Source organism: Pseudanabaena sp. Chao 1811, from assembly GCF_027942295.1.
Taxonomy (GTDB): Bacteria; Cyanobacteriota; Cyanobacteriia; order Pseudanabaenales; family Pseudanabaenaceae; genus Pseudanabaena.
In genome coordinates this window covers 2,674,628-2,701,457 of sequence record NZ_CP101416.1, presented here as the reverse complement: position 1 = coordinate 2,701,457, position 26,830 = coordinate 2,674,628, and the positions used below count along the sequence as shown (strand labels likewise).

Sequence of the window (26,830 nt, the reverse complement as noted above, 5' to 3'; positions counted from 1 at the left end):
AAGCCCTAAGCAATTTGGCAAGGTAGAATTACTATAACCGCGATAGTTGGTAAGGGATGTGGCTGTTATGCAAAATATCCTAGATCATATTCAATGCGGAATTTTTGTCCTGACGATTGAAACAAACCCAGAGGGATCAAGTGATGGTCTCAATTTTGAGATGCGCTTTGCGATCGCCAATCTTCCCTTTGTCCATCTCGTATTTGGAGAACGGAGTATTGATCAAACCGTTGATCTCATAGGTTTACAACCCCATGAATGCTTACCCTCAGAATTTACACAGCTATTAAACAGCCATGTCAGTGAATGCTTGCGATCGCAACAACGGGTTGAGTATGAGGCGAAACTCAATCTGATCACCAATCGGCTTCTCTTAATTTCTTTATCCCTCAAAACTTGTGATAGCGACAATTCACAGCAGATTATCGGGACTTGTCAGGATATTACAAATTTATCGCGATCAAAATCTCTAACTAAACATACCAACGATCAAAAATTCAGTCATTTAGTGAGTTCTGTTTCCGATGCTTTTGTCGTGGTTGATCGCGAAGGCATTGTTCGCTACGTTAATCAATCTGCTGAAGAACTTTTTGGTTGTAAAGCTGAAGATATTGTCGGCGAAAGTTTTGGTCTGCCTATAGTTGCTGGAGAAAGTATCGATATCGATATTCTCAACCGAGGCAAGACCACTTCAGCAGAAATGCGCGTATCAGAAGCCATAGACGAAGATCGCATGGTGTATGTAGTTGCTTCTTTACGGGATGTCTCTGAACGTAATCGTATAGATGAATCTTTGAAATTACGCGAACGGGCGATCGCAGCAAGTTCTAACGGAATTGTGATTACTGATGCCACTCAACCAGACAACCCGATAATCTATGTCAATCCTAGCTTCGAGAGGATTACAGGCTACAGTGCGGCTGAGGTGATTGGACGTAACTGTAAATTTTTACAAGGAGGCGATCGCAATCAGATTGGCATTTTAGATCTACATCAAGCCATTCAAGAAAAACGGGAATGTCACGCTGTATTACTCAACTACCGCAAAGATGGCTCACCCTTTTGGAATGATCTATATATTGCGCCAGTATTTAATGATCATGGTGAACTCACCAACTATATCGGCATTCAAACCGATATTACGGAGCAAGTAAAATCTACCCAAAGATTACTAGAAAGTGAAGAACGGTTGCGCACAGTCCTTACTTCTATTAAGGAAGGGATCACCTTTAGTGATGACCTAGGCTATTTCTCAATTTTTAATTCTGGGATGGAAAATCTCACGGGCTATACAATCAACGAAGCAAATGCGAGTCAAGATTTCACCAATTTTTTATATCCTGATCGCAGCGAACATGACAAAGCTTTACAAAGATTGCAACAACTTCAAGAAACTGGTCGAGCAAATACCGTTGAAACCCGTATATGTCATAAGGACGGTACATTCAAGGATGTTTTAGTATCCACAAGAATCATGACCTATAAAGGGAAACGGATGTATTTAAGTAGCTATTATGATATTACTGAACGCAAAAGAGTTGAAACCCAACTACTGTATCAAAGTGAAAGAGAACGCTTACTAAATGGAATTTTACTTAAGATTCAACGTGAATTAAATCTTGATCAAATTTTAGCAATTACAGTTAAAGAGACTCAGGAACTATTACGTATTGATCGTGTAGCTATTTACCAATTCCAAGATGATTGGAGCGGTACATTTGTTGTCGAAGCTGTCAACGATTCATCATTATCGATTCTTGGAAAAACAGTTAACGATCCTTGTTTTAATCAAGAATATGCCCAACGTTATAAGAATCAAGCAATTTCCAGTATCAATGATGTTGAGCTTGCCGATTTAAGCCCTTGCCATAAAGAGCTTTTACAATGTTTTCAAGTCAAAGCAAATATTGTCGCTTCAATTTCCTTTGGAGATACATTATGGGGGCTGCTCATTGCCCATCAATGTTTAGAAGCCCGTCAGTGGGAAGAATTTGAACTTGATTTACTCAAGCAATTAGCTAATCATGTGGCGATCGCTATTCAACAGGTCAAACTATTTGAAAGAGTCCAAGATCTCAACAAAAATCTGGAGCGACAGGTTGCCGATCGAACTCAACAACTAGAACAAAGCCTCAGTCAACTCGAACGAGCTTTACGCAAGGAAAAAGAGTTAAACGAACTAAAATCCCAATTTATTTCTAGAGCCTCCCATGAGTTTCGGACTCCCCTTGCTACTATCCAAACAGCAAGCGATCTACTCCGCAACTATGGACATAAGATGTCAGAGGATAAAAAGCTAGAAAGAATTGATAAAATCCAACGTGAAGTTAAAGGCATGACTAACCTATTAGAGGAGGTATTAGTTATTGGCAAGACTGAATCAGGAAAATTTGAAGTACGGGGCGAGACAATTAATCTAGAAAAATTTTGTTTAGAAATAATTGAACAGACAAAGCTGCTAGGAAATGGTAAGCATAAAGTCATTTTCAAAAATATCAATACACCTACTAATATCGTAATTGACACTAAGTTTTTTAAACAAATTATTTCCAACCTATTGTCTAACGCGATTAAGTATTCCCCAAATAGTGTGGAGGTCTATTTCACGATCTCTCAAACTAACGATCGGATACCTAAGCTATTATTAGAATTTCAAGACAAAGGAATTGGCATACCTGAAGTTGACAAAGAAAAGATATTTGAGCATTTTTATCGCGCTCATAATGTTGGTATGATTGCAGGAACGGGTTTAGGAATGGCAATTATCAAAAATTCAATTGACATTCTCGGTGGCACAATTCAACTTACTAGTGTTGAAAATCAAGGTACTACCGTGCGAGTCAAGTTACCTATATCTACGGGTTAAAATCAGCAGAGTTGCTATCTGCTCGTTTTAAGCTACAAACTTTGATAGAAAAAATAAAATCATGACAACGATTCTAGTAATCGAAGATGTAGAAGCTTTACGCGAAGAGATCATGGAGACGCTCTCCTATGAAGGATTCGATGTATTGGGAGCTGAGAATGGAGTCGTGGGGGTACAGACTGCCAAAACCTATCTACCAAATTTAATTATCTGCGATATCGCCATGCCAGAGCTAGATGGCTATGGAACGCTCATGGCACTGCGCCAAGAGCCAAAAACGTCAATGATTCCGTTTATATTTTTAACGGCGATGACGGAAAAGGCAGATATGCGTCAAGCAATGCAAATGGGGGCAGACGACTATCTCACTAAGCCATTTACTTCTGCGGAGTTATTAGGGGCGATCGCCTCCCGCTTACAAAAATACAATTCCGTTCGAGAACATTATTATGACGAGATCAAAGCCGTAGGAGCAAGATTTGAATATTTGTCTCACCATGATGGACTGACACAATTACCTAATCGAATTTTGTTTCATGAGTCCTTAAGCCAAGCTGTACTCCATGCCAAAATCAACAATAAATCCCTAGCCTTACTCTTTTTGGATATGGATAACTTCAATATCATTAACAACACTCTTGGTAATGATATTGGCGACCAATTGTTCAAAGCGATCGCAGAACGTTTAAAGCGATATACAGCTCCCTGCGATATGGTAGCGAGAATGCAGGGTGACGAGTTTGCCATGATCATTTCTGATATTAGAGATCCGATGAGCATCAAACTTGAAACCCAAAAAATTCTAGATCTATTAAGTCGTCCCTATAACTTGTATGGTCATGAGGTTTTCATTACCAGTAGCATTGGCATCTCCATCTTTCCTGATGATCAACAAGACGCAGATGGATTAATTAAAAATGCCGAATTGGCAATGTACTATGCTAAAACCCACGGCAGAAATAGCTACAAGTTGTATAGCTCAGAGCTAAATGTCCAATCCTCGGAGTACATGGCGTTAGCTAATAGTCTACATCGGGCACTTGATCGCTATGAATTTCGAGTCTTTTATCAGCCCCTAATCAGTCTTCAGTCAGGACAAATTGTTGGCGCAGAAGCATTAGCCAGATGGCAACATCCTGATCTGGGAATCATTCTGCCCAGCAAGTTTATCCCCGTTGCTGAGCAAACAGGACTAATTCTTCGGTTAAGTGAGTTAATCCTCCGAGAAGTTTGTGAGCAAATGCGATCATGGCGAGAATCAGGAATACATTATGGATTTGTTGCGGTTAATCTATCTGGTCAGCATTTTCGCCCAGACAATAACTTAATCGAAATCATCGGCAAAATACTACAGGAAAGTGGTACTGAGGCACATCATTTGGAGCTGGAACTCACCGAAAGCATCATTATGCAAAATGCAGAATTTACGATTGGCGTTTTATCACAGTTGCAGCAAATGGGAGTAAAAGTAGCGATCGATGACTTTGGTACAGGCTATTCATCTCTAAGCTATCTCAAACATTTTCCAGTAAATACGCTCAAAATCGATCGCTGCTTTATCCAAGATGTCACTACTGATCGCCATGATGCCACCATTTCCTTAGCAATTATTGATTTGGGACATAGTTTGTCACTTCAAGTTATTGCCGAAGGTGTAGAAACTGCGGAACAGGTACAGTTTCTAAAAGAACATGGTTGTGATCAGATGCAGGGATATTTCTTTAGTCCGCCACTACCAGCCGCTGAGTTTGAGAAAATGTTGATCGATGGTAAATGTTTATAGTTTCTTAATAATGAAATCTAGAGGAAGCTATATTGCTTCTCTAACAATTTAAGCCTTTTCACTGATTACTATGAAATCTTCACAAACTAGAGAATTTATTAGGTATGCTAGCGAGTAAAATCTTGTAGAGTTCTTTCAAAGCATACTTCATGAGTACATCCAAACGCGCTTTAATCACAGGCATTACGGGTCAAGATGGATCTTATTTATCAGAACTTTTATTAGCTAAAGGGTACGAAGTCCACGGGATCATTCGTCGTTCTTCAACGATCAATACCGATCGCATTGATCATATGTATCAAGATCCGCACCTACCAGAAACCAAATTATTTCTGCACTATGGCGATTTGACTGACGGCACGACCTTAGGACGTATTTTAGAAGCTGTACAGCCTCATGAAGTATTTAACCTTGGAGCGCAGTCCCATGTGCGTGTCAGTTTTGACTCCCCCGAATACACCGTTGATGCCGTGGGTATGGGGACTTTACGCTTACTAGAAGCTCTAAGGGATTATCAACAACGTAATGATAAAGAAATTCGTTTTTATCAAGCAGGTTCATCAGAAATGTACGGCTTAGTCCAAGCTGTACCTCAAAGTGAAACAACCCCTTTTTATCCTCGTAGTCCCTATGCCTGTGCCAAGGTATATGCCCATTGGCAAACTGTGAATTATCGCGAATCCTATGGACTATTTGCTTGTAATGGCATTTTGTTTAACCATGAGTCACCCCGTCGTGGTGAAACCTTTGTTACTCGCAAAATTACACGGGCGATCGCACGTATCGTTGCAGGTACTCAGAAAAAGCTTTACTTGGGCAATCTCGACTCTAAGCGTGACTGGGGCTATGCCAAAGATTATGTTGAGGCAATGTGGTTAATGTTGCAGCAAGATCAGCCCGATGACTATGTGATCTCAACTGGTGAAACCCATTCTGTGCGTGAGTTTCTCGAAGAATCCTTTGCTTACGTCAATCTCAAATGGGAAGACTATGTAGAGATCGATCCCCGTTATTTCCGTCCTGCCGAAGTTGATTTGCTATTGGGTGATTGCACTAAGGCAAAGCAAAAGCTGGGTTGGGAACCCAAAGTCACCTTTAAGGGCTTGGTTGAGCTGATGGTTGATGCGGATTTAGAAGCATTAGGCTTGCCCAATCCCAAAGGAACGATCGCTCAAGATATTGCTACCTTGCGAAGTTCTGGACAATCTTCCAACTGGTAATTTAAAAACCCTGCTTTGCAGGGTTTTTATTCAACTATTTACAAATTGCTCTAAATTTTTTACAGAAATTTCTATGCCAGAAACTCAAACCAATTCTCAACTACAGCAAGATCAATTTAAAGATCAGAAGATTCTCGTCACTGGTGGTGCAGGCTTTCTAGGCAAGCAAGTGATTGCCCAACTAGTCGCCGCAGGCGCTAACCCAGATTTGATCACTGTACCAAGGTCAAAAGAGCATGATTTGCGATCGCTAGCGGTTTGTGAAAAAGTCGTTCAAGACCAAAATCTCATTATTCATCTTGCGGCTCATGTTGGTGGCATTGGACTCAATCGGGAAAAACCCGCAGAACTTTTCTACGACAACCTGATGATGGGCGTACAGTTAATCCATGCCGCCTACCAAGCAGGTGTGCAGAAATTTGTTTGTGTTGGTACGATCTGCGCCTATCCCAACTTCACCCCAGTACCATTTAAGGAATCAGATCTCTGGAATGGTTATCCTGAAGTTACCAATGCCCCCTATGGCGTAGCTAAGAAAGCTTTGCTAGTGCAGTTACAGTCCTATCGTCAGCAATATGGATTTAATGGTATTTATCTCCTACCTGTAAACCTATATGGACCTGAAGATAATTTTGATCCCCGTAGCTCCCATGTAATTCCTGCGCTGATTCGCAAGGTTCATGAAGCTCAACAAAGAGGCGATCGCACTATTTCGGTGTGGGGCGATGGTACACCTACTAGAGAGTTTGTCTATTCTGAGGATGCCGCACGCGGCATTACCCTTGCATCAGCCCTTTATAACGAATCTGAGCCTGTCAATATTGGCACTGGTTCTGAGATTTCAATCAAGGACTTGATTCATCTAATTGCCGAGCTAATGGGCTACGATGGCGAGATTGTCTGGGAAACTGACAAACCCAATGGTCAGCCCCGTCGTTGTCTGGATGTCGAACGTGCCAAACAATCCTTTGGATTCACGGCACAGGTAGGTTTTCGTCAAGGTTTAAACCAGACGATCGCTTGGTATCGCCAGCACGCCGCCTAGTTTTATTAATCGAGCGCTTCGCGCCCGATTAATAAAAAATTTTCTCTTTTTTATGCCCACAAGGCTTGCATATGTACCAAGCTTTGGTATGATTAAAATCCGCACGATGAAATAAGTAACTTATTTAAAGTTGCTGTGACATCAAGCGAGGAGAGATGGCCGAGTGGTTGAAGGCGCAGCACTGGAAATGCTGTTTAGGGGAAACTTTAACGAGGGTTCGAATCCCTCTCTCTCCGTTAAAAAAAACAACCCACGCTAAGCGTGGGTTGTTTTTTTTAGAGCCAATTACCCACCAAAACAAAGGAAGCCCAAAAGTACGGATGTTTGAGGTTTATATTACCTGTAACCTGACTGAGAGGAATTGCAGGTAGATTACCAACTCCCTTGATCTGTCCAGATTCAATTCGCACTTTGCCTTCTAACAAATCTAATTGCGCTTGCTGAATTGCGATCGCCTTACTTTTAGAAGTTGGGTAATAACCGTAAAAAGACAACATCAAGGGCGTAGTGCCTGCATCACTAACTGTCCATAGTGATGCAAGTACACTCTTAGCTTTATATACAAGAGCCATACCACTAAGCCCTAAGTTTCTTCCTACTGCGGTCTCACAGGCACTCAAGGTCAGCATTTCAATTGGTTCTTCTCCCAATCTAAGGGTGCGAAGATTGTTAAGATAAAGCCGCTCATTCCAAAACTGAATAAAAGCACCATCAATGTTATCGCTCAAGAATTGCGCATGAGTCGCTAAATGGACAATTCCATAGTTGTTTTTACTTTGCTGCTTCTTGAGGTTGTCAATCGTAAAGTCCTGATTGAGAAACAGATTGCCTTGCAAAATCTTAGCGGCGATTACATTGGTTTCAACTTCCACATTCGGTAAAGCCGTAAATCCCTGCTGTGCCTGAGTTAACCCCATCACAAGTATGCTCGAACGGCGGCGATCGCGTAACTGTAAATTAACCAAACCCATTGATGGGATGGTTGCTGTGGCATATTTCTGAACTACGAATTTATTACCATCATGCAAAGCACTAATCGGAATTGACCTTAAAGGACCATCCATCACAAAAATTAGAGTTTTGATTCCCTCTGACTGTAAATCTTCATCTATTGGTCGGATTAGCCAGTTATAGAGCTTCTGTGCTAGGGGTAAGTAATCCTCATTACTAGAATCGCGCAAAGAATTGAGAAACTCTTGGACTGTTTCAGTTACTTCGGAACTTTGCACATTGGGAACAACTTTACGGATTTCTTTCCCCGACGATGGCACGATTAAAATCTCTATACGATCGGGAAAGATATTGGGGTAAACCAAAGCAGTGGCACTATCTGTAACCTGTGCTGACTTTTGCATTGCATCTTGAACATATTCAAGAGTGACTGGCGAAGGTGACGAACACTTTGCATAGGCACACACATCTCTAGTTATTTTGTTATCTAGCTCACCGATGCTAGGTCCCTTAGGAGTAGGAGGAGTATAACCACATATTGTATTTGTTAAGCGATCGCAAATTACTCCAGGTGAGGCAGTCGGGAAAACAATCGGCGGTCCGGGGGGAGTAGGAGTAAAACTACTACTAGGAGAAAAACTAATAGAAGGAGAAGGCAACGGTGCATATTGAGCAGTACTCCTCTGTACTGAGGAAGGAGCAACACTGCAAATCACTCCAATTACAACAGCACATCCAGTTTTCCACATCAACGAACGTATTTTCATAAACTTTGCTCTATCACTTTGCTATATTTTTTACAATCCATTTTTTAGAATGAGAAAGTCGTGCGAATTGTGCCAATCGTGACTGTGTCACTTGTTGAAGTCTGGGCAGGATTAAACAAAAAGATCAGCCCAGGGGTAATGCTGATGCGATCGGTCAGTCGATGCACATAGAAAAGTTCTAGATGGGTTGTGCTAGCAGGCTGTGCACCTGCTACTTCGCTAGCAAATCCAGCACTATTTAGAAAACTAGGGACATTACCAATTGATAAATTACTACTCGTAATTTTGGGCGGTTGTCCAATATAAATCCCCCCTAGATTCCCTTGCTTAAACAGATCGGGAAAGTTCAAATAGACCATCCAGTTCGTAGTTTCCACCGTACCCGAAGCACCAATAACCGCATTAGATTTGGTATAGCCACCCCATGTCCCTAAAGTTACATAGGGGCTAATCCGCCAGTTGAGAGTTGCCCCGATCGCATCAGTTAAAAAACTCGAGCCAAGACCAATTACACTATCGCCAATACCAGTATTGAGGGAGCCAGTTGTCGTATATGAATGCAGGTAATAAAGCGCTGTATCAATCGAATCGGTTGGTCTCAGCATAGCTTGTACACCTGTAACATACGAACCACCCGTCAGTCCTCCCTTAGTAGGATTAGCAGGATCACCTGCGGCATATACACCTTGCAAACTAATGCGATCGCTGATCTGCCAGTCAAACCCGATCCCTGCACTACCTGCACCAAGCCCTAAAATCGGATTGCGCTGAGCAAAGGCGGAAATTGGACCAGTTCCTGAACTTTCTACACGATTGGGACCACGAAATACAGCACTAGGAGCAACTCCAGCCGCACCAATAATGAAAGCAGCATTATTACTAACTTTAAAACGATAGGAGAGATCGGACAGAGTGATTTGATTAGCCGTCGTTCCCTCATATCCGAGTAATGTATAACTATCTCGTAATAGCAGTCCTGAATTAAGAGCTAAATTACCCGAATTTAATCCCACAAGGAGGATACTACGATTGAAGGCATCAAACTGAGTGAGGAATGTGATTCCCAAGTTATAGCCAAAGGTGACATTTGTGCCTTGATCAACTTCACCTGCTGTCCGAATACCATTTCGCGGGAAAATATCAGCCGTATTGCCAAAACGCCCCTGCAATCCAAAGATTGCCTGACCGAAGAGTTTGGTTGTTGTTGAAAATTGCTGTGCTTCTAGGGTGGCAGTTTTTGCTTCTAACGTATTTACCCGACCACGCAACACAGATAACTCCGTTGCAAATTCTTCTTGAAGTTTTTGGATAGTTGCCAGATCTTCTTTATTAGCTTTGTCTGATAGACCTGTAGCAATGATTTCATTAATTCTATCTAAGCAAGCATTTAAACCTGCCGCAAATTCATAACGCGAAATAGCTTGTTGACCACGAAATTTATAATCTGGATAACCCGCAATACATCCATAACGTTCAACTAAAGATTGCAAAGCCGTAAATGCCCAGTCAGTCGATCGCACATCACTCAATTGAGAAACCGATGTCACTGATTGCGAGATATTTGTATCAACATTTTCATTTGGAGAAACAACAAGATTTGAAGAATCTTGGAGATTTACCAAAGAGTTTTGCAGATTTCCTTTTCTTTCAACCTGAGATTTTGAGACATCCTTTTGATTACTAATTTGATTGTTGTTCAGCTTTGATTTAGTCTGAGCGATCGCACTTGTGTCAAATCCTATTACAGACACAACAAAAAATAGCAAAAACTGCCAAGAAGATGCGAATAGTCGCAACAATATTTGCCTATCTACATAAACTCTATAAGTCATATGAGCCGCCTCCACAAACTCACAATAATCTAGCAAAGGATAATAAGAATGATCTCTATAGGTTTAAAGCTATGTTTGTCACCCCTTAGTATCCTGCTTGCTTGAAAATAAAATATTTGCACGTATTGTACATTAAGAATATAAAAAAAGAATCAGTGAAATCAATTAAGAAATCTATCATTTTCATCCTAATTAATTGCATGATAGTTGCTTAAATAATTGATAGGATTTTAGTAACTGATATAGAGACTTTTTCTCATCATCCATTGAGGATTACTAAGTAGTTGGGCATAATTAAAAACCATAGTCAAAAGCTGTGGCGCACGCGCAGCGTGCGCCACAGCTTTTTGGGTTTTATATTTAATTGCACCTAGCTACTTATAAGAAATTTTCAATTGGTAGACCCTGCGGATGCTCTCTTTACACAGCGTTAGAGATCTCAAAATGCTTGAGGATTGCTATTATAGTTAAACGTAAAGAAATGTAAATGAGGACTTGCATTCATATGCTCTACACACCACCTTGGCATCTAAGCAATGGATTGTTAATGACTCTTTATACAGCTTTGCGGGCAAGCCAAAAGTGGGAAGACTTCACAATTGAAGCAGAACCCATTTACCAAGAGCATATTTTTACGGGTGCAAATGGAGTTCCTATTTTTGGCAAATATGCAATTCCCCCCAATGCCAAAGGCACAGTAGTAGGAACCTATGGCATCACAGGAGATTTAGATAATCAATGGTTTCTCAAAATTCTTGGTCGCAAGGCTTTTGACAAAGGCTATGCAGTGGTTTTATTTGATTGGCGCGCCCATGGCAAAACAGCTGAGATGTCACCAACTCTTACCTCAGATGGACTGTATGAAGGCGAAGATTTTATTCGCATCGCTAATACCGCTAAGCAATTAGGATGTCCATCACCATTTTGGCTAACGGGATATTCTCTCGGTGGACAGTTAGCGCTATGGGGAATTAAGGCAGGAGAGTCGATCGCTAGTTGGGGTAGTGATTTATCAATTACCTCTGCGGATATCGCAGGTGTTGCGGTGATTTGCCCTAGTGTGGACTCCAATCGATCGCTTACTTATTTGGTCAAAGATGAACTGGGTAAATTCTTAGAAAAGGCGATCGCCCGTGAGCTGAAGAAACTAGGGCGAGTTATGGCAAAAAATCACCCTGAAGCAATTGATCGAGAAGCGGTCGAACGCGCTAATAGCATTTGGGGATTTGATAATGAGCTGACGATCTCTAAACTAGGATTTACTAGTGTTGAGGAATATTACGATGCTAGTTGTCCTTTATATTTCATGCCCCATCTTCAGAAGCCAACTTTAATTCTTTATGCTCAAGACGATCCCATGTTTGATCCATCGATCATTCCTGACCTAGAAAAAATTGCTCAAGACAATCCAGCAATCAAACTCATAGTCACACAATACGGCGGTCATGTGGGTTATGTCAGCAGTAAGAGATGTCAACACCAATATGGCGATCGCGATCGTTGGTGGGCATGGAATCGCATTTTTGAATGGATAGAATCAGTATGATCATAGAAATATCTGCACAAGGTTCAGATATTTCTATCTTTTTAGGAAATCAAAGTTTTCGTATCCTGTGAACTAGGTGGTTTACTTGCTAAATCAACTAATTTCTTTGATTGTGAGAAAACACGATAGTTGTCTAAATTTACATCGGGAAAATCATTTTCAAGATCTCTCATTTTCACCAAACTATAGTCAGTATCCTCATCAAATATTGCTAGGGTAACATTCACAACATCCAAAAAGTTAATAAAAGAACGACATTCCACTTCATCATAGGAACTGTAGAACTTAATTAATTCTGCGATATAACTTTCTAAATACAAGCGACTTCTAGGACATATCAATACAACCTTAAGCAATAGAATTACATAGCCAAGAAAGTTATTACTTTCCAAGGATAATTGTAAAAAGTCAGAGGGATTACGGCGCTCATTTAACAAAAGATATTGCAAAATACGATTGCACACTATATGTATTGAGCTAAGCGTAATCAATTCCTGATCTTGATGTTCTTGAAAATGTTTTAACTTTTCCACTACAGTTAAGCGCATCACTTCAGGAATATCTAAATCATCCCGTGAAATACCTAAATATGAGAGGAGATGATCTTTAAATTCCGCTAAAGTCATGCCACTCATATGATGACGAAATCTCTTTGCGACAGACCTCAAGTCTTCATGCCCCTGTTTATTTAATACCCTCTTTATTAAAATTAGGACACCATCTCCTAATGTTGTAGGATTTGGGCGATGGGGATTTACATTTGGATTAGAGTCAATCCTCGCCGTATACATAGCCAAATCAAACTTAAATTGTCTTTTGATTTTGCGCGCCAAAGTTTCTGCATATTGGCGTTGTTCGATGGGTTTATTGCAATCTGTATATTCCGAAGTCAATAAATACGCAGAAAACCGATCAGACCAATTATGATAACTTTTGCTTACCCCTGCTCTACCTGAAAGCGATCGCAAGGTATTATATTCTTCAGATCGAACAAACCTTTGGAGCCATTCTCTTAACTTTTTAAGTTTATAAATACGGGTTGGAATACCAATAGAATTTGACAAAAAAAGATCAACTAAGCGATGACAAAGATTAATATTGCCATTGATTGCCCAGTTGTTATTAAGAATATAGCAACAGCGAAGAAGTGTATTTTTAAACTCATCTTCTTTATTATAAAATATGATTTCACCTAGAGCATAGTAGGCTTTAGTACTATCAATTTCTTCATATCTAATAAATAATTTGTCAAACTGATTTAGAACCTCATCAGCCTGATAATTTTTGACGATGCTTAGAAAGAAGTTATAGATATGTTGCTGAGCTTGCTCAAGACTATTCGAGGTTATATCCGTAATTTGTTCGTGGAAGTTTCCAGATTCATAGTTATTATAAAACTGTGCCATATCGATATATTCCTCAGCAACAGTAAAAGCTCTCAAACCAAAGGTTTGATCAACATTATACTAATTAAATAAAGATGACTTAAGAAATGACTTAAAAATCTATCAAAAAGTTCATTTTGTTATAATGAAAACATTACCCTAAAATTTTGGGGCAAAAGGCTAAGATAAACCTTGTAAAAATTTTAGGAACCACAATTGTAAGTGTTTTAAGGTAAATCATTTTCCTTAGAATAAGGTTTTAATATTTTTTAGTTTGTCGAGGATCCGCTAAAAATATTAAAAACCCAACAATTGCTTTTGGGGATTTTTGATTTTGCCATTTACCTATGCTTACAGCAAAATCACCATAATTTACTACTAGACGCGCACTACTAAACACATTGTATAACTATTGCCATCATACTCAAGCCTTTACTACATGTATTTGCTGGATAAAAATTGTACTGATAAGTTAAACAAGGACTTTGTTACTTTTCAGTCAACTTTTATAGATGGAAATTGAGATTAATACTAAATATCACAATTAACGCAGGATTGCTAGATCAGATTCTGATTTTGACCAATCCTGCGCCAAATTTGCTATATGGCAATTCTAAATAGTTTTGGGAAGTTAACCTCTTTGGAGTGAACCTCCCAAAATTATTTTAATGAGATATTAAAATAATCAAAAAGCTGTGATGCACTCTGTGTATATACCACAGCTTTTTGGGTTTTATATTTAATTGTGCCCAGCTACTTAATTGCGCAAAGTCTTATAAATTTGCCAAAGCTTGGCAAATTTAAAGGAGCATAAAATGGAGATAAGCTGTATAACATTGCTAGAGCTAACCTAAGAATCTAACTTAAAAATTAAGATGCCAGCTTTTAAAATTTTTGATAACGATATTGACTTTGAAACCCTGCAAGAATATCTCAGTTGTGAAGCGATCGCCGTTGATACGGAAACTATGGGGTTGATCCCTAGACGCGATCGCCTATGTTTAATTCAAATTTGTAATGATGCTGAGAACGTAAGCTTAGTGAGAATTGGACGGGGAATTACGGAAGCACCAAATCTTAAGTACTTAATGGAATCACCTGACGTTACGAAGGTTTTTCACTTTGCCAGATTTGATGTCGCCATGCTGGAAGCTCATCTTAGTATTGCGACACATCCAATTTTTTGTACTAAAATCGCTAGCAAGCTAGCTAGAACCTACACCGACAAGCATGGTTTAAAGGAACTAGTACGCGAACTCGAAAAAGTTGAGCTAGATAAAACCTCCCAATCTTCAGACTGGGGGAATGTTCATGCACTTTCTGAAGAACAATTGAAGTATGCTGCAAATGATGTCCGATATCTTTTGCCTGTATACCGTAAGCTCATTAATATGCTGATTCGAGAAAACCGCCATGACTTAGCAAAAGCCTGTTTTGCACATATTCCTACAATTGTATATTTAGACTTACTAGGCTATGCCGATGTGTTTGCCCATTAAACTATGCAAAACCAAGCCATCCGAGGATTTCGAGCTAGTTTCCTAGATGCGATCGCTGATCCATTTTATGAACCTGAGGCTGACTGTATTCGCTACTTTGCCGATGGTCTGTTAGTGGTTGAGCATGGCAAAGTTAAGGATTTTGGCAACTATGTAGATTTAGCAACTCAGTATGCAGATCTAGCAATCACCCATTACCCCGATCGCCTTATTGTCTCAGGATTTATCGATACGCATATTCACTTTCCTCAAACAGAAATGATTGCTTCCTATGGTGAGCAGTTATTGGAATGGCTGAGTACTTACACTTTTCCCACTGAACGCAAATTTGCCGATCGCAACTATGCGTCGAAAATCGCTTCTATATTTCTGGAAGAGTTACTGAGAAATGGCACTACTACGGCTCTAGTCTTTACAACTATTTTTCCGCAATCGACGGATGCTTTTTTTGAGGAAGCACAGCGACGTAATTTGCGAATGATTGCGGGGAAAGTGATGATGGATCGCAATGCCCCAGACTTTTTGACCGACACCGCCGAGTCATCTTACATAGAAACAAAACAGTTAATCGAGAAATGGCATAAATGCGATCGCCTGCTCTATGCTGTCACCCCACGTTTTGCCGTGACATCCACACCAGAGCAATTAACTAATATCGGTAAGTTATTAGCTGAATTTCCTGATGTGTATTTACACACGCATCTATCGGAAAATGTCAAAGAAGTTGCCTATGTTGCGGAAGTTTTTCCTGAGAGTGCAGGTTATTTGGATGTTTATGATCAGGCGGGTTTAGTTGGGGAAAGATCAGTTTTTGCTCATGGGGTGCAACTTACCGATCAGGAATTCGCGAGACTATCTGAGGCAAAAGCAGCGATCGCTTTTTGTCCAACTTCAAATATGTTTTTAGGAAGTGGGCTTTTTAAAATTGAAAAGGCAAAGTCGCAGGAAAATCCTGTAAAAGTGGGTCTAGGTACTGATGTGGGTGCAGGAACGAGCTTTTCAATGTTAAAGACTGCTTGCGCCGCCTATCAAGTCGCACAGTTGCGATCGCAAAAGTTATCCGCCTTTCAAGCCCTATTTCTTGCCACCTTGGGCGGCGCAAGAGCATTATGTCTTGAGGATAAGTTAGGAAATTTCGAGATCGGCAAGGAAGCTGATTTTGTAGTGCTGAATCTCCGCCCAACACCAATTATGGCGTTAAGAAATAAACCGCTCGATTTAGATAATCCACCCATCCTCACTGAAATATCCGATCAGTTATTTGCCACGCTCATTATGGGAGATGACCGTGCGATCACTGCAACTTATATCATGGGAGAATTAGCTTTAATTTAGTGGGATTTTGCGGTTTACGAGTTCTACCATTAGGTGATGCAATCGATGAACACTGAGTCGATAACTACCTGACAGGATTTTGACCCAAGCACGATCGCTTTTTGAGACTGCATAAGTCATAATATCCCTCCCGAAATGGTCTTGAAAATTTTTACTTTTAAGATTTTCGTCTGGTGTATGTCCGTCTTGTTTCATTGCGGCTATAACTTTTTGCCAATCAATTTTTCCTCTGATAAATCCAGATTCGACAATATTTTCAGTAACTTCAGTCCAACGATAAACATAGAGGAGACTCGGCGTTACTTGCACAATTGCATCTCGAAATGAATAGCCAAAAGCTCCACCAGTAATTATATAGGCAGCTATTTGATTAGCAGAATTCAAGCTTAAAGCTATTGCATTTAAGAAATCACGATTGGCAATTTCCTCAATATATTTCTTAGATTCTTGATAACTTGAGCAATTATCTAAGCATTGACATTCTTGTTCTGTCTTAGATGATTGGATATCAGGAAAAAGAATCTGATTCATGGCTTTATGCAAAGACAAAAACTTGAAGTTTTAATCGAATTTTAATTAAAAGGCGCAAAGCACCTTTTAATTAAAATTCTGCGCTTTGAGGAAAACGGGGGAATGGAATCACATCGCGGATATTGCCCATGCCAGTGATGAACTGAACTAAACGCTCAAAACCTAAACCAAAGCCAGCGTGAGGCACAGTGCCATAACGACGTAAATCGAGATACCACCAGTAATCCTCAGGATTTAGCCCCACACTGCGGATTCTCGATTCCAAGACCTCAAGGCGCTCCTCACGCTGCGAACCACCGATGATCTCGCCGACCCCAGGTGCAAGAATATCCATTGCCCGCACAGTTTGGCGATCGCTTGCCGATTCATCATTTACGCGCATATAAAAAGCCTTGATCCCCAAGGGATAATCCATCACAATGACGGGCTTTTGGAAATGCTCCTCAGCGAGAAACCTTTCATGCTCCGATTGTAAATCCAAGCCCCACGACACAGGAAACTCAAAGGTTTTGCTGCTCTTTTCGAGAATAGCGATCGCCTCAGTGTAGGTAATCCGCTCAAACTGCTCATCCACAATCTTGCAAGCATTTGCCATCACCTGATTATTTACCCGCTCTTGGAAAAACTCCATATCTTCGGGACAGGTTTCCAACACATAATTGAAAATATATTTGAGGAAATCCTCAGCAAGATCTGCATCGCCTTCAAGATCGCAAAAGGCAACTTCTGGCTCAATCATCCAGAACTCGGCAAGGTGGCGCGAAGTATTCGAGTTTTCAGCACGGAACGTGGGGCCAAAGGTATAGACATTAGAAAAGGCAGTTGCCATAATCTCTGCCTCTAGCTGACCACTGACGGTCAAGAAGGCGGGCTTACCAAAAAAGTCCTGCGAAAAATCCACACGCTTTCCTGATGCTGCCAATTTATTTAAGTCAAAAGTGGTCACACCAAACATTTCGCCAGCCCCCTCACAGTCGCTAGCAGTCACAATTGGCGTATGTACCCACAAAAAACCACGCTCTTGGAAAAATTTATGTATGGCAAAAGCACAGGCATTTCGCACCCGAAATACTGCCCCAAACATATTTGTTCGGGGACGTAAATGGGCGATCGTTCGTAAAAATTCGATCGAGTGACGTTTTTTTTGTAAAGGGTAGGTCTCAGGATCGGCAGTGCCAAATACAGCGATCGCATTAGCCTGCATTTCCACCCTTTGACCTTTACCCATAGACTCCACTAGAGTCCCTGATACCTCAATGGATGCACCTGTAGTTATTTGTTTAATTAGCGTTTCATAGCCATCAATTGTCTGAGGTAAAACAATTTGTAGCCCTTGTAGCGATGAGCCATCGTTTAACTCCAAGAAGGCTATTCCCTTACCTTCTCGTTTAGTCCTCACCCAACCACGAAGTGTGTATGAGTCATTAGTCTGACCATCACGTAACAGGTCAATAATTCTTGCAGATGTCATACGCTAGAAATAACCGCTAGAAATAACTGTGAATAGGCTATGGAGCTATGAAATTAATCAGTGAAATTAATGATTACAAAGCTCAGGCAAGTATCCTAACACTTCAGAGCATGACATCGATAGAAACCCCTAGATGTTCCCCTTGAGAACGATTCCCCAGCAATTAAAGCTTGACATTAGCTTGCGAATTAACTTGAAAATTAGGTTGAAATGGCTTAATTCTGATATGCCATTTCACGGATCAATGGTAGGCGATCGCTAATGTAGTGACTGAGATCATTTTGCTGATGGGAATCAAGAGACGAGCGTTGCTTAACTTGGTCAACCAACCAACTCATGAGACCATCATCATCAAGATTTAAGAGCAGATTAGGCTGTGCTTGGTTAACTGAGTCCCAGAAAAGACGTATAATAGCAGGTGACATGTTTGTTTACCTTAACCTTAATATTTTCCTAACATTCTATAGGTTAGTACATTTCTACGTGAGTACTGTCAAAATTCACACAAAATGAAATAAAAAACACCTCCCCCAAGATTGATTGAGATAACCGACAGTACTAGGAGAGCCTAGAAACTATACTGGTAAAGAGTTTTTACTTTTGGTGTCGCAGATAACTTGTATAGATATCTACACAAAACGTGTCATTAATTCATTCATAATTGGTCGTCCTCAGTAGGATCGGACAGTGATTGTAGTGATCCCCGTATATAGTGCTTTGCGCTGTCATCAAAACTAGATTTTTATATTAAGAAGGGTGACTCTTTGAGTCACCCTTCTTAATATAAAAAAACTGCTATCTTTAGCACTAACCATCTTGGAAAGGTATCGTTGGAATTATGGCTAGGCAAGTAGAAATTTGGAACGATCGCGCAGAAATTGCCAACCGAGCATTGATGCTATGTCAAATCGCCTATGATGAGGCGATCGCAAAGGGTGAAAGATTTACCATTGTTGCCGCAGGTGGTAGCACACCTAAGGTTTTATATGAACTCTTAGCCAGTAAGGAATGGGACTGGTCAAAGGTGCATGTTTTTTGGGGAGATGAACGCTATGTCCCTGTCACCGATCCCCAAAGCAATGAAGGCATGACCCGCCAAGCATGGCTCGATCGCGTGGCAATTCCTGCGGCAAATATCCATGCGATTCCGACAGACAAAGATGATCCTGAGATCGCTGCTGCCCAATATGAGCAACATATTCAAGCATTTTTTGGAGTGAGTGCAGGTGAAATTCCCCAATTTGATCTGGTTTTACTAGGAATGGGTGACGATGGACATACCGCTTCGTTATTTCCCCACACCTCCGCCCTTAAAGTGGGCGATCGCCTTGTCACAGTTGGCTCAAAAGATGGGCAGCCAAGGATCACCTTGACAGTACCACTCATTAATCGGGCTAAAGAAATTATTTTTATGATTGAGGGGGCAGCTAAAGCTAGAGCACTCAAGGCAGTGCTAGCACCTAGTGGTGATGTAAACCAATATCCTTCACGATTAATTACTGGTAATACGATTTGGCTATGCGATCGTACAGCCATGAATCAAAAAAATCATTAAAAAACCTAAAAGCAAAGGCGATGCTTGCATTGACTTTGCTCTTATCGTCAAGACTTTCACAATGCAATCTTATGTCCAAGCTCAATCCTCAACAATACGAACGGCTGAAGCGCGAAGCTAAATCGCCCTACCGAGGTCTACGCATCTTCATTTACATTGCCTTTGCAGGTTCAGGCTTTATTGGTGCAGTGATCTTCTTCACTAGGCTTATTGCAGGTAACGGTCAATTAGAAGCTAATTTAGGAAACTTTGCTTTACAAATTGGGGTCTTAGCTTTGGTAATATGGCTTTATCGGATTGATCGCAGTAAGTAGATACGTCGCCACAGCATTACCAAAAACCATAGGTAAAAGAAGCGATCGCGAAAATTTAAAAAATAATAAATGTCATCAAAGCACTTGATTTTGCATGACAGCTTTTCTGCTTGGAATTATCAAAAAGTTTATAGTTAGTTTAAGTTTAAAGTAATGTTTTTAATTTTATTAACATTTAAATTTCATATTAGGTTTGGGACGGCTTGATATGCAAAGTTGTAAAAATGCTATAGAGGAACTAGTAATTGCAGAAATTGACCTCCAAATTTCGCACTTACCGCAATATCGACGCGAGCAGATTAATTTGAGCGAAGTTGCTGCCTATGCGCTCAATCGGCTTCCACCCATGTATGCCACATCTAAAGCGGGTTGGATGAGACAGAGGAAGAAAGCCGCTACCGAAATGCGTCCACAAATAGAATCCGCAGTACGTCGCGCCCTTATCAGTGTCAAGCCAGATGCATTGAGAGATTCACGACCTTTGCCATCACAGGAAGTCGCGAACCATGCGAGATCGCTTGCCGAACTCCAGCAAATCTTAGGGGCTGAGAATGCATCTTGGAAGGATATTCCGAATGCATTAGAGAATGCTTTGATGACCATTAAACTCAAAAGCTCAGTGAGTAATACCTACATGGTATTAGGTAAGCGCGACACGATCGCAGGAAAAGAGGACACTGTTTTTGGGAAGAAACCACCTGAAATTTCTTGGAAAGGCAGACCCATGGTGACCTCAACTAGTTTAGCTAAAGATGAACAAAAGGCAAGAGACTTCCAAACCTATATGGTGGATGTCAACTATCAGTTCAGTAATGTCTTGGAGAAACTCGTTTTATCCCTCGCCTATCATCAAATTCAAAAACTCCATCCCGCCATCATCGAAACTGTTGATTTGGGTGAAACAACTGCCTATGTTTTAAATCGCTTACCAACGATGTATGCCACTACAGAAAAGGGTTATCGAGAGTTAAGATTGCGGGCAAGAGAAGTTTATGGGAAAGAAGTTGTCGCTGTCCTCAAAGAAGCGATCGCTGTTTGTGTAGAAGCACCGAATTTAAAAAAATCACCATTACCTCTAGCTCGTTTTGAAGCAGAGCTAGAAGAAGCCCTAGAACAAGTGCGCTGGATTTTACAACGCGATGATATTAATTGGCGGAATGCTCCGTTTATTGTAGAAGAATGTTTGCAAAAAGCCGTAATTAACGAACTAGAATGGCGCAAACGGAGTGATTATAACTACCCCTATAATTCTTAAATTCTTAGTTGTCCCCTTTGAAGACAACTAAGATAGCGTTCCTGATCGCATTTTTGTCCATATCTCTTTATATTGCAAGAGTGTTGATGACGATAATGGGGATAGGACTTCACTCTTAGCTAAAATCTCTTGCGGAAAAAATTTGATGGGATCGGCTTTAACACTGGCAGGCACTTGATCTAGTTCACTAGAAGGGCTAACTGCATCAGTTAAGGATGTAATTTGAGCTGCGATCGCAGGGGTCAGGCAAAAATTCATCCATTCTGCCGCAGCAATCGGAGCATCTCCCTTAGGCATTACCCAAATATCACTCCATAGCGCCGTTCCATCCTGAGGAATTACCACTTTGAGATCGGGATTTTGACGTTTGGCTTTGTACATATCACTTGTCCAACCAACTGCCGCCAGCGTATCGTCGGCTAATAGAGACTGCAAATAGTTTTCAGAGGTATAGGTTAAAACCTGTGAATTCAAACTTTTCAGTTCTTTGGTCAGTGTAGCGAAAATATCCTGATGTTCTACTAAGTTTTCCTGCTGGTAGGATTGCCCCATCTTTTTTAATACAAGCCCAATGACTTCTCTTGCATCATCGGGTAATGTCAATTTAAGTTTCAATTCCGATCGCCAGAGATCAGACCATTGGGTAATATCAAATTTAAGTTTGTCACTGCGGTAAGCAATCGCTGTTGTTCCCCAACGATAGGGAATCCCCCAGACCTGATTGTTGCGGGTCACACTTTTTTGCCAGATTGGACTCAGCTTCTGCCATTGGGGAATTTTTTCGAGCAAGTTAGGGGCGATCGGTTGAATTAATGAATTAGCGATCGCTAAATCTAGCCAACCATCACCAATACTAATCACATTCGGTATTTTGTCTTTAGAATTGGGATAAGTTTGGAGTTCTTGCCAAATTTTCGAGGGTAAGTTCTCAGCTTTAAATTCAGCCTTTAATTGTGATGCAGATTCAAATTGGTTAATCAATTTACTGGGGATTGCCCCTAGTAAACCCACAATCTTGAGGCGATCGCGTTGATCGAAAGGATTTGCAAATTGGCATCCCCCAATTGAGGCGATCGCTGCACCACCTAAAACTAAAAACTTACGTCTATCCATGAATCTTCTAAACATATCCCCTTCATTAAAACAGAAAAAAGAGGCAGCACTTCGCACCACCTCTTTTCCTAAAAAGTTTACGATTTTTGGTAGTGCTACATAGATAAGGATGGGCGGCGCTTCGCGCCGCCCATCCTTATCTATAAATCCTTTTTTGGGACTACCCAAGTTTTGATACTGCTATAGGCAATCTCAAAACTCACAAATTTATTTTACAAATGGTCTCATTAGCAAATAGCCAGCTCCAAAGGAAGTTAGCACGATCGCCACAATAGTTAAAGTCAAAACCCAACCACTCAAACCTGTTGATTCGTTGGCTTCTTCTATTGACTCATGGCGGAGTGGACGTGACGAAATTTCTTCACGAATTTCTAGCTTAGGCAATACTTTAGGAGTAGGTGCAGACACAGGTGCAGGTGTAGGCGCATCAAACGAGGCAAAAGAGCTATCGTAATAAAGTGCCTCACCTAACATTGGTTCGTTAGAGCTTTGAGGGGTGGAGTCAGTAGCAAGTTGTCTCGCTCTAGAAATGGCTTCTTGAATTGCATTAGTTGTTTGCTGTACAGCCGCTTTACGGGGACTAGCCTGTGTCGCAGGCTTATCAGTAGTACGAGGTTTAGCCGCAGGGGGACGACCTTGAGGCTGAGGATTGTTACGAGATGGTGCAGGATTAATCTGCGAGGAGGCACGGATACCCGCTAAAACTTCCGACAGTTTTGATTCTGGTAAATTTGATTGGGTAAGAATTGACTGTACTCGATCTGTCGCTTGGGCGATCGCCTCAAACTCTTGCAATAACATTTGATTTTGCTTAGTAAGTTGCTCATTTTGCAACTGAAAAAAAGACAGTTTTGCTTGAGTAGATTGCAACTCCGCAGCCAGTTCTCGATATACAGTGACAGGCACTGATGCCTGATAACCAGATTGCGAGGTCTGATAACCAGATTGAGAAGTTGTAGGTTTAGAGACTGGATTGGCTTGCATAGGCGACAGCACCTTCGACTGTAAAAATTTAGTCGAGACTATAACATATGATTTACTAATTTGCTTCAATACAATCCGAAATTCAGCAATTTTTATGAGGTCAGAGATAACAAAGCAGTATCACCAAGCGCTGTAACTAGATAAACCAAGTTGCTACCTATTCATTTAAGACTAAAGTTAAAATAAAAAATGCTAGATTTTTATATAAAAAAAGCGTCATTTTGGACTTAGCGAGGCTGTTTTTAACTTGTTTTGAGCCGATTTTTAATAGGTAGCAACTTGGGTTAGATATAGCAATGAAAGTTTTGCTTAAATGAAGGCAACGCTTCGCGTCGCCTTCATTTATCTGGGTTTTGATTGTTCCTAGCTATTGCTTTCATGGCTATAGATAGGACAATTTTTAGAGCAGAATTGTGAGAACGACAATCGGCTGTAATGTCAGTGATAAGGGACGCGCAGTAAAATCAAGAACCCTAAGTGCTATATTGCCAATTTAATTTAGACTCATGCTTCTATTACAGTTTAGTACTTCTCACTATTGCCGTAAAGCTAGACTAGCTCTTGGTTACAAACAAATTCCCTACCAAGTCGAGAACCTCACTCCCGGACTACATATTCTTAGAATTAAGCCCCTTTCAGGCAAAAAGACTGTCCCTGTCCTACTACCACAACAAAAAAATTGCCCCGCAGTAGTTGCGGACTCCACCGAAATTATTCGCTTTCTCGAAGGTTATCACCCCAATCCACCCCTTTATTTAGCAAATGAACAACAACAAAAGGAAGCATTACAGCTAGAGGATTATTTCGATGAGTTTATAGGGACATCAGCAAGGTTTGTTTATTACCAATTTCGCGCTAATGAGGGTAAGCATATCGATCCCTCATGGATGAGTCAGCTCGTAATTGCGATCGTCAGATCGCAATATGGCATTAATGCAGACTCCGCAAAGTTGGCATCTCAAAAAATTGATGAGGCGATCGCGATGCTCAGTGAGCGTTGGCAAAAGGGCTATTTAATCGGAGATCGCTTTAGTGTTGCGGATTTGACGGCAGCAGCGCTACTCTCACCATTGGGGCTAATTCCTAGCTACCGTCATACTTATCCTTGGTTATTTGATCGCATTACCGTAATTCATCAGCTTTGTCATGAGCCTTTGCCAACAAACTGGGAAGCGGGACTGGGTCAAGTTTAAAAGTGCTAAATAGGCAAGGATAGGCGGCGCGAAGCGCCGCCTATCCTTGCCTATTTAGCAATACCAAATTTTTAGGACTACCAAAATTTCTAAGTAGGCAAGCATAAGTAAACTTAAAACCCGTATTTCTGTAACGCTCGCGTAGCGAGCGTTACAGAAATACGGGTTTCGTTTATAACTATGTCGAGCTACTTAGTAGGTCTATAGGTTAATGTGTATCACCCAAAATCGTCACCAAGTGTAAAAAAATCGCAACATAGGGATGAATGACAAATTGGTGTTAACTTATTGGTGTTACTTTAGAGAATATGAAAAAGTTGTCTAGAAACTGTACTTTTCATCTGCTCAGCGTGAAAACAAGTATTTTTTAGATTTCTTAGAGAAGATTAGTACGAGTAATCATATGGCTGTTAATGTTAGTGAATCTTTGTTTGAGCAGATTCTCGAATATCTCCGAGCGAGGACAGAAGCAAGCGATCGCGTTGCTCAAAACCTTCTTAAAACATTAGAAACTCTGATATCTAGTAGTACATCATCAAATTCTGTCGCCAAGCCCCAGAGCGATCGCGCTGATAATCTCGCATCACAATTTGGACAAAAACTATTTGATGCGTGGAAAGAGCTAGCGGATCTCCAAGTCGGTGAAAATTTTTGGAGCTACCCTGTAATGTTTGAAGATTTAGCGGAAACCATGGAAATTTCCGTTGATCGGTTCGTCCAATATCTTGCCAATGTCCAAATCGGTAGTTTGCAGCTTATTCAAGGAAGGGGATATAACTATCAGGTCAATGGACAACAGGCAGCTTCTCTAACATTTCATTCCGCGCCGACCCTCAAAAAAGCAGCAATTCCCAATGTTGCTGAAAAGAAACAAGATGTAAATGCCAAAAGTAAAGCTTTCAAAGTTGGCGATCGCGTCATCGTCAACGCTAATCGTCAGCAATACGCCAATCATAAGGGGATCGTTGAGCAAGTGATTAGCGTAAGCTGCCGTGTCAAGTTAGATAATGGCTGGACAGCATTTTTACCAAATCATTGCTTAGATCACATTAATTAGATCACATTAATTAGAGAATTCAGAATTCCTAAAAACTGATGATGTGCTGCTTTCATTGCAGCACATCATCACATGGGCAAAATGACAAGCTCTATAGTTAGCAACTTATGGAAAATATCACCTTTGAAGAAGCGATCGCCTACACAGAAGAACTACTCCTACGCAGCGATCTAGACGATGCTCAATTAGAATCAGAAATTTCTAAACTGGTACAAACTATCAATGGAGCGCGAGGATTTTTCGTCTGCTTCTTAACAGGAGACTGGCAGCTCGCTGACGCACCTAATACTAGCGTCATTCGGGCATTGCAATCTGCTCCTAACGCGATCGCCGAACTCTTAGTTAAAAATTTAGCAATGTCTACCGCGATGGCAATCACCCATCGCCGAGCAGGGAATATAGAACAAGCCGATGGTTCCCATCGTGTCGCTAAGCGGACTGCACTTTTAATAGAGAAAGTAGATATTACGGAAGTTCGTACAATTGCTACACAGGTCAAAGAAGCAGCGATTTTTAACACTGGTGCATATGCAGATTTTCTGACAAGATGGGGCTATGATGCCGAACAAAAACAGGCGATCGCCCAAATATTAACTACTGTAATAAACCATGTTTGAGCCAGCAGGAGAAAATCCCTTATTTATTGAAGCGATCGCCCAGTTTAATCATGGAGACTATTACACCTGTCACGATACCTTAGAAGCCATTTGGAATGATGCTTGGCAAAGCGATCGAGCTTTTTATCAAGGGATATTACAAATCGCAGTTGGTCTATATCATCTCCGCAATCAAAATTGGCATGGAGCCACAATTCTCTTAGGTGAAGGTACAAGTCGCTTACCCGCTTATCTTCCTGAATATCAATCCATTGATGTTGAGACTTTATTAACAGAGAGTTTACAGATATTAAGAACTGTGCAGTTAAGTGGGAAAGAAGGAATTGTCGATGTTTTAAAACAGCTTGATCAGGGAAATTTACCTACTCCTCAACTATATAAAATCCCTAATAGCGATAATGATTAAATTAAGTAAAAACCAGAACAAAAAGCTGTGGCTCACGCTGCGCTTGCGCCACAGCTTTTGGGATTGCGCCCAGCTAATTAGCATGATCGCCCCATCTAAATCATT

General features: G+C 40.8%; 22 protein-coding genes and 1 tRNA gene. 15 read left to right on the top strand and 8 right to left on the bottom strand.

The features are described 5' to 3' along the window. The first annotated feature begins 67 nt into the window (after window positions 1-67). From NMG48_RS12420 to NMG48_RS12400, 5 genes are all read left to right on the top strand, one after another. Window positions 68-2,866, top strand: coding sequence for a PAS domain S-box protein (locus NMG48_RS12420; protein ID WP_271251846.1), 2,799 nt, complete (start codon window positions 68-70; stop codon window positions 2,864-2,866). Window positions 2,867-2,927: 61 nt separating this feature from the next. Further along, window positions 2,928-4,649 carry an EAL domain-containing response regulator gene (locus tag NMG48_RS12415; protein ID WP_271251845.1) on the top strand — a complete coding sequence of 574 codons (1,722 nt, stop codon included), beginning with the start codon at window positions 2,928-2,930 and terminating at the stop codon, window positions 4,647-4,649. A gap of 149 nt (window positions 4,650-4,798) precedes the next feature. After that, on the top strand, window positions 4,799-5,869 hold the full coding sequence (gene gmd, locus NMG48_RS12410) for a GDP-mannose 4,6-dehydratase (protein ID WP_271251844.1): 1,071 nt from the start codon (window positions 4,799-4,801) through the stop codon (window positions 5,867-5,869). A 73-nt stretch (window positions 5,870-5,942) separates the two neighbouring features. Next, window positions 5,943-6,914, top strand: coding sequence for a GDP-L-fucose synthase family protein (locus NMG48_RS12405; protein WP_271251843.1), 972 nt, complete (start codon window positions 5,943-5,945; stop codon window positions 6,912-6,914). A gap of 149 nt (window positions 6,915-7,063) precedes the next feature. Continuing rightward, window positions 7,064-7,150, top strand: a tRNA-Ser gene (locus NMG48_RS12400). 39 nt (window positions 7,151-7,189) lie between these two features. On the opposite strand, the gene NMG48_RS12395 is transcribed toward NMG48_RS12400, so the two are convergent. Together NMG48_RS12395 and NMG48_RS12390 are read right to left on the bottom strand one after the other, a co-directional pair. Beyond that, window positions 7,190-8,632 carry a CHAT domain-containing protein gene (locus tag NMG48_RS12395; protein WP_271251842.1) on the bottom strand — a complete coding sequence of 481 codons (1,443 nt, stop codon included), beginning with the start codon at window positions 8,630-8,632 and terminating at the stop codon, window positions 7,190-7,192. A 44-nt stretch (window positions 8,633-8,676) separates the two neighbouring features. After that, window positions 8,677-10,464 carry an iron uptake porin gene (locus tag NMG48_RS12390; RefSeq protein WP_271251841.1) on the bottom strand — a complete coding sequence of 596 codons (1,788 nt, stop codon included), beginning with the start codon at window positions 10,462-10,464 and terminating at the stop codon, window positions 8,677-8,679. A gap of 487 nt (window positions 10,465-10,951) precedes the next feature. On the opposite strand from NMG48_RS12390, the gene NMG48_RS12385 reads away from it, so the two are divergent. Further along, the gene (locus tag NMG48_RS12385) at window positions 10,952-12,010 is read left to right on the top strand and encodes a YheT family hydrolase (protein WP_271251840.1); all 1,059 of its coding nucleotides are present in this window, start codon (window positions 10,952-10,954) and stop codon (window positions 12,008-12,010) included. A gap of 41 nt (window positions 12,011-12,051) precedes the next feature. Here the strand turns inward: NMG48_RS12385 and NMG48_RS12380 are convergent, their stop codons facing one another. Then, window positions 12,052-13,416 carry a hypothetical protein gene (locus tag NMG48_RS12380; RefSeq protein WP_271251839.1) on the bottom strand — a complete coding sequence of 455 codons (1,365 nt, stop codon included), beginning with the start codon at window positions 13,414-13,416 and terminating at the stop codon, window positions 12,052-12,054. A gap of 848 nt (window positions 13,417-14,264) precedes the next feature. On the opposite strand from NMG48_RS12380, the gene NMG48_RS12375 reads away from it, so the two are divergent. Both NMG48_RS12375 and guaD read left to right on the top strand, forming a co-directional pair. Then, the gene (locus tag NMG48_RS12375; protein WP_345961261.1) at window positions 14,265-14,894 is read left to right on the top strand and encodes a ribonuclease H-like domain-containing protein; all 630 of its coding nucleotides are present in this window, start codon (window positions 14,265-14,267) and stop codon (window positions 14,892-14,894) included. A 3-nt stretch (window positions 14,895-14,897) separates the two neighbouring features. Beyond that, window positions 14,898-16,229, top strand: coding sequence for a guanine deaminase (guaD, locus tag NMG48_RS12370; protein ID WP_271251837.1), 1,332 nt, complete (start codon window positions 14,898-14,900; stop codon window positions 16,227-16,229). Here guaD and NMG48_RS12365 read toward each other — a convergent pair. The 3 genes from NMG48_RS12365 to NMG48_RS12355 all read right to left on the bottom strand — a co-directional run bounded on the left by NMG48_RS12365 (window position 16,221) and on the right by NMG48_RS12355 (window position 18,656). Further along, a complete protein-coding gene (locus NMG48_RS12365) occupies window positions 16,221-16,760 on the bottom strand; it encodes a hypothetical protein (protein ID WP_271251836.1) in 540 nt (179 codons plus the stop codon). The two genes, guaD and NMG48_RS12365, sit on opposite strands and share 9 nt — an antisense overlap. Window positions 16,761-16,830: 70 nt before the next feature. Beyond that, the gene (asnS, locus tag NMG48_RS12360; protein ID WP_271251835.1) at window positions 16,831-18,231 is read right to left on the bottom strand and encodes an asparagine--tRNA ligase; all 1,401 of its coding nucleotides are present in this window, start codon (window positions 18,229-18,231) and stop codon (window positions 16,831-16,833) included. 215 nt (window positions 18,232-18,446) lie between these two features. After that, window positions 18,447-18,656 (bottom strand): hypothetical protein, encoded by a 210-nt coding sequence (locus NMG48_RS12355; RefSeq protein ID WP_271251834.1) that lies wholly within the window; start codon window positions 18,654-18,656, stop codon window positions 18,447-18,449. Window positions 18,657-19,069: 413 nt separating this feature from the next. Here NMG48_RS12355 and pgl point away from each other — a divergent pair, with 413 nt between their 5' ends. The 3 genes from pgl (at window position 19,070) to NMG48_RS12340 (ending at window position 21,355) form a co-directional block, all read left to right on the top strand. Beyond that, entirely contained in the window at window positions 19,070-19,786 is a 717-nt protein-coding gene (pgl, locus tag NMG48_RS12350) for a 6-phosphogluconolactonase (protein WP_271251833.1), read from the top strand. A 71-nt stretch (window positions 19,787-19,857) separates the two neighbouring features. After that, window positions 19,858-20,100, top strand: coding sequence for a DUF3493 domain-containing protein (locus NMG48_RS12345; RefSeq protein WP_271251832.1), 243 nt, complete (start codon window positions 19,858-19,860; stop codon window positions 20,098-20,100). 208 nt (window positions 20,101-20,308) lie between these two features. Continuing rightward, a complete protein-coding gene (locus NMG48_RS12340; RefSeq protein ID WP_271251831.1) occupies window positions 20,309-21,355 on the top strand; it encodes a late competence development ComFB family protein in 1,047 nt (348 codons plus the stop codon). Between the two features lie 27 nt (window positions 21,356-21,382). On the opposite strand, the gene NMG48_RS12335 is transcribed toward NMG48_RS12340, so the two are convergent. Beyond that, window positions 21,383-22,468 carry an extracellular solute-binding protein gene (locus NMG48_RS12335; protein WP_271251830.1) on the bottom strand — a complete coding sequence of 362 codons (1,086 nt, stop codon included), beginning with the start codon at window positions 22,466-22,468 and terminating at the stop codon, window positions 21,383-21,385. Window positions 22,469-22,675: 207 nt separating this feature from the next. Then, window positions 22,676-23,452: a hypothetical protein gene (locus NMG48_RS12330; RefSeq protein WP_271251829.1), complete on the bottom strand. Its 777-nt coding sequence runs from the start codon at window positions 23,450-23,452 to the stop codon at window positions 22,676-22,678. Between the two features lie 506 nt (window positions 23,453-23,958). Here NMG48_RS12330 and NMG48_RS12325 point away from each other — a divergent pair. The 4 genes from NMG48_RS12325 (at window position 23,959) to NMG48_RS12310 (ending at window position 26,725) form a co-directional block, all read left to right on the top strand. Continuing rightward, window positions 23,959-24,645, top strand: a complete 687-nt coding sequence (locus tag NMG48_RS12325; RefSeq protein WP_271251828.1) for a glutathione S-transferase family protein — start codon at window positions 23,959-23,961, stop codon at window positions 24,643-24,645. A 403-nt stretch (window positions 24,646-25,048) separates the two neighbouring features. Then, on the top strand, window positions 25,049-25,702 hold the full coding sequence (locus NMG48_RS12320; protein WP_271251827.1) for a hypothetical protein: 654 nt from the start codon (window positions 25,049-25,051) through the stop codon (window positions 25,700-25,702). Between the two features lie 107 nt (window positions 25,703-25,809). Continuing rightward, complete coding sequence (locus tag NMG48_RS12315) at window positions 25,810-26,319, top strand: hypothetical protein (RefSeq protein ID WP_271251826.1); 510 nt, start codon at window positions 25,810-25,812, stop codon at window positions 26,317-26,319. Then, complete coding sequence (locus tag NMG48_RS12310) at window positions 26,312-26,725, top strand: DUF309 domain-containing protein (RefSeq protein WP_271251825.1); 414 nt, start codon at window positions 26,312-26,314, stop codon at window positions 26,723-26,725. The genes NMG48_RS12315 and NMG48_RS12310 overlap by 8 nt, the downstream gene beginning before the upstream one ends. Window positions 26,726-26,830 lie beyond the last annotated feature (105 nt).

Bases quoted from the DNA above. Each gene is read 5' to 3' on its own strand.
- NMG48_RS12415 (WP_271251845.1), top strand. From the start codon at position 2,928: ATGACAACGATTCTAGTAATCGAAGATGTAGAAGCTTTACGCGAAGAG.
- NMG48_RS12330 (WP_271251829.1), bottom strand. From the start codon at position 23,452: ATGCAAGCCAATCCAGTCTCTAAACCTACAACTTCTCAATCTGGTTAT.
- NMG48_RS12325 (WP_271251828.1), top strand. From the start codon at position 23,959: ATGCTTCTATTACAGTTTAGTACTTCTCACTATTGCCGTAAAGCTAGA.
- gmd (WP_271251844.1), top strand. From the start codon at position 4,799: ATGAGTACATCCAAACGCGCTTTAATCACAGGCATTACGGGTCAAGAT.
- pgl (WP_271251833.1), top strand. From the start codon at position 19,070: ATGGCTAGGCAAGTAGAAATTTGGAACGATCGCGCAGAAATTGCCAAC.
- asnS (WP_271251835.1), bottom strand. From the start codon at position 18,231: ATGACATCTGCAAGAATTATTGACCTGTTACGTGATGGTCAGACTAAT.
- NMG48_RS12405 (WP_271251843.1), top strand. From the start codon at position 5,943: ATGCCAGAAACTCAAACCAATTCTCAACTACAGCAAGATCAATTTAAA.
- NMG48_RS12355 (WP_271251834.1), bottom strand. From the start codon at position 18,656: ATGTCACCTGCTATTATACGTCTTTTCTGGGACTCAGTTAACCAAGCA.
- NMG48_RS12385 (WP_271251840.1), top strand. From the start codon at position 10,952: ATGAGGACTTGCATTCATATGCTCTACACACCACCTTGGCATCTAAGC.
- NMG48_RS12365 (WP_271251836.1), bottom strand. From the start codon at position 16,760: ATGAATCAGATTCTTTTTCCTGATATCCAATCATCTAAGACAGAACAA.
- NMG48_RS12395 (WP_271251842.1), bottom strand. From the start codon at position 8,632: ATGAAAATACGTTCGTTGATGTGGAAAACTGGATGTGCTGTTGTAATT.
- NMG48_RS12420 (WP_271251846.1), top strand. From the start codon at position 68: ATGCAAAATATCCTAGATCATATTCAATGCGGAATTTTTGTCCTGACG.
- NMG48_RS12345 (WP_271251832.1), top strand. From the start codon at position 19,858: ATGTCCAAGCTCAATCCTCAACAATACGAACGGCTGAAGCGCGAAGCT.
- NMG48_RS12310 (WP_271251825.1), top strand. From the start codon at position 26,312: ATGTTTGAGCCAGCAGGAGAAAATCCCTTATTTATTGAAGCGATCGCC.
- NMG48_RS12390 (WP_271251841.1), bottom strand. From the start codon at position 10,464: ATGACTTATAGAGTTTATGTAGATAGGCAAATATTGTTGCGACTATTC.
- NMG48_RS12380 (WP_271251839.1), bottom strand. From the start codon at position 13,416: ATGGCACAGTTTTATAATAACTATGAATCTGGAAACTTCCACGAACAA.
- NMG48_RS12340 (WP_271251831.1), top strand. From the start codon at position 20,309: ATGCAAAGTTGTAAAAATGCTATAGAGGAACTAGTAATTGCAGAAATT.
- NMG48_RS12315 (WP_271251826.1), top strand. From the start codon at position 25,810: ATGGAAAATATCACCTTTGAAGAAGCGATCGCCTACACAGAAGAACTA.
- NMG48_RS12335 (WP_271251830.1), bottom strand. From the start codon at position 22,468: ATGGATAGACGTAAGTTTTTAGTTTTAGGTGGTGCAGCGATCGCCTCA.
- NMG48_RS12320 (WP_271251827.1), top strand. From the start codon at position 25,049: ATGGCTGTTAATGTTAGTGAATCTTTGTTTGAGCAGATTCTCGAATAT.
- guaD (WP_271251837.1), top strand. From the start codon at position 14,898: ATGCAAAACCAAGCCATCCGAGGATTTCGAGCTAGTTTCCTAGATGCG.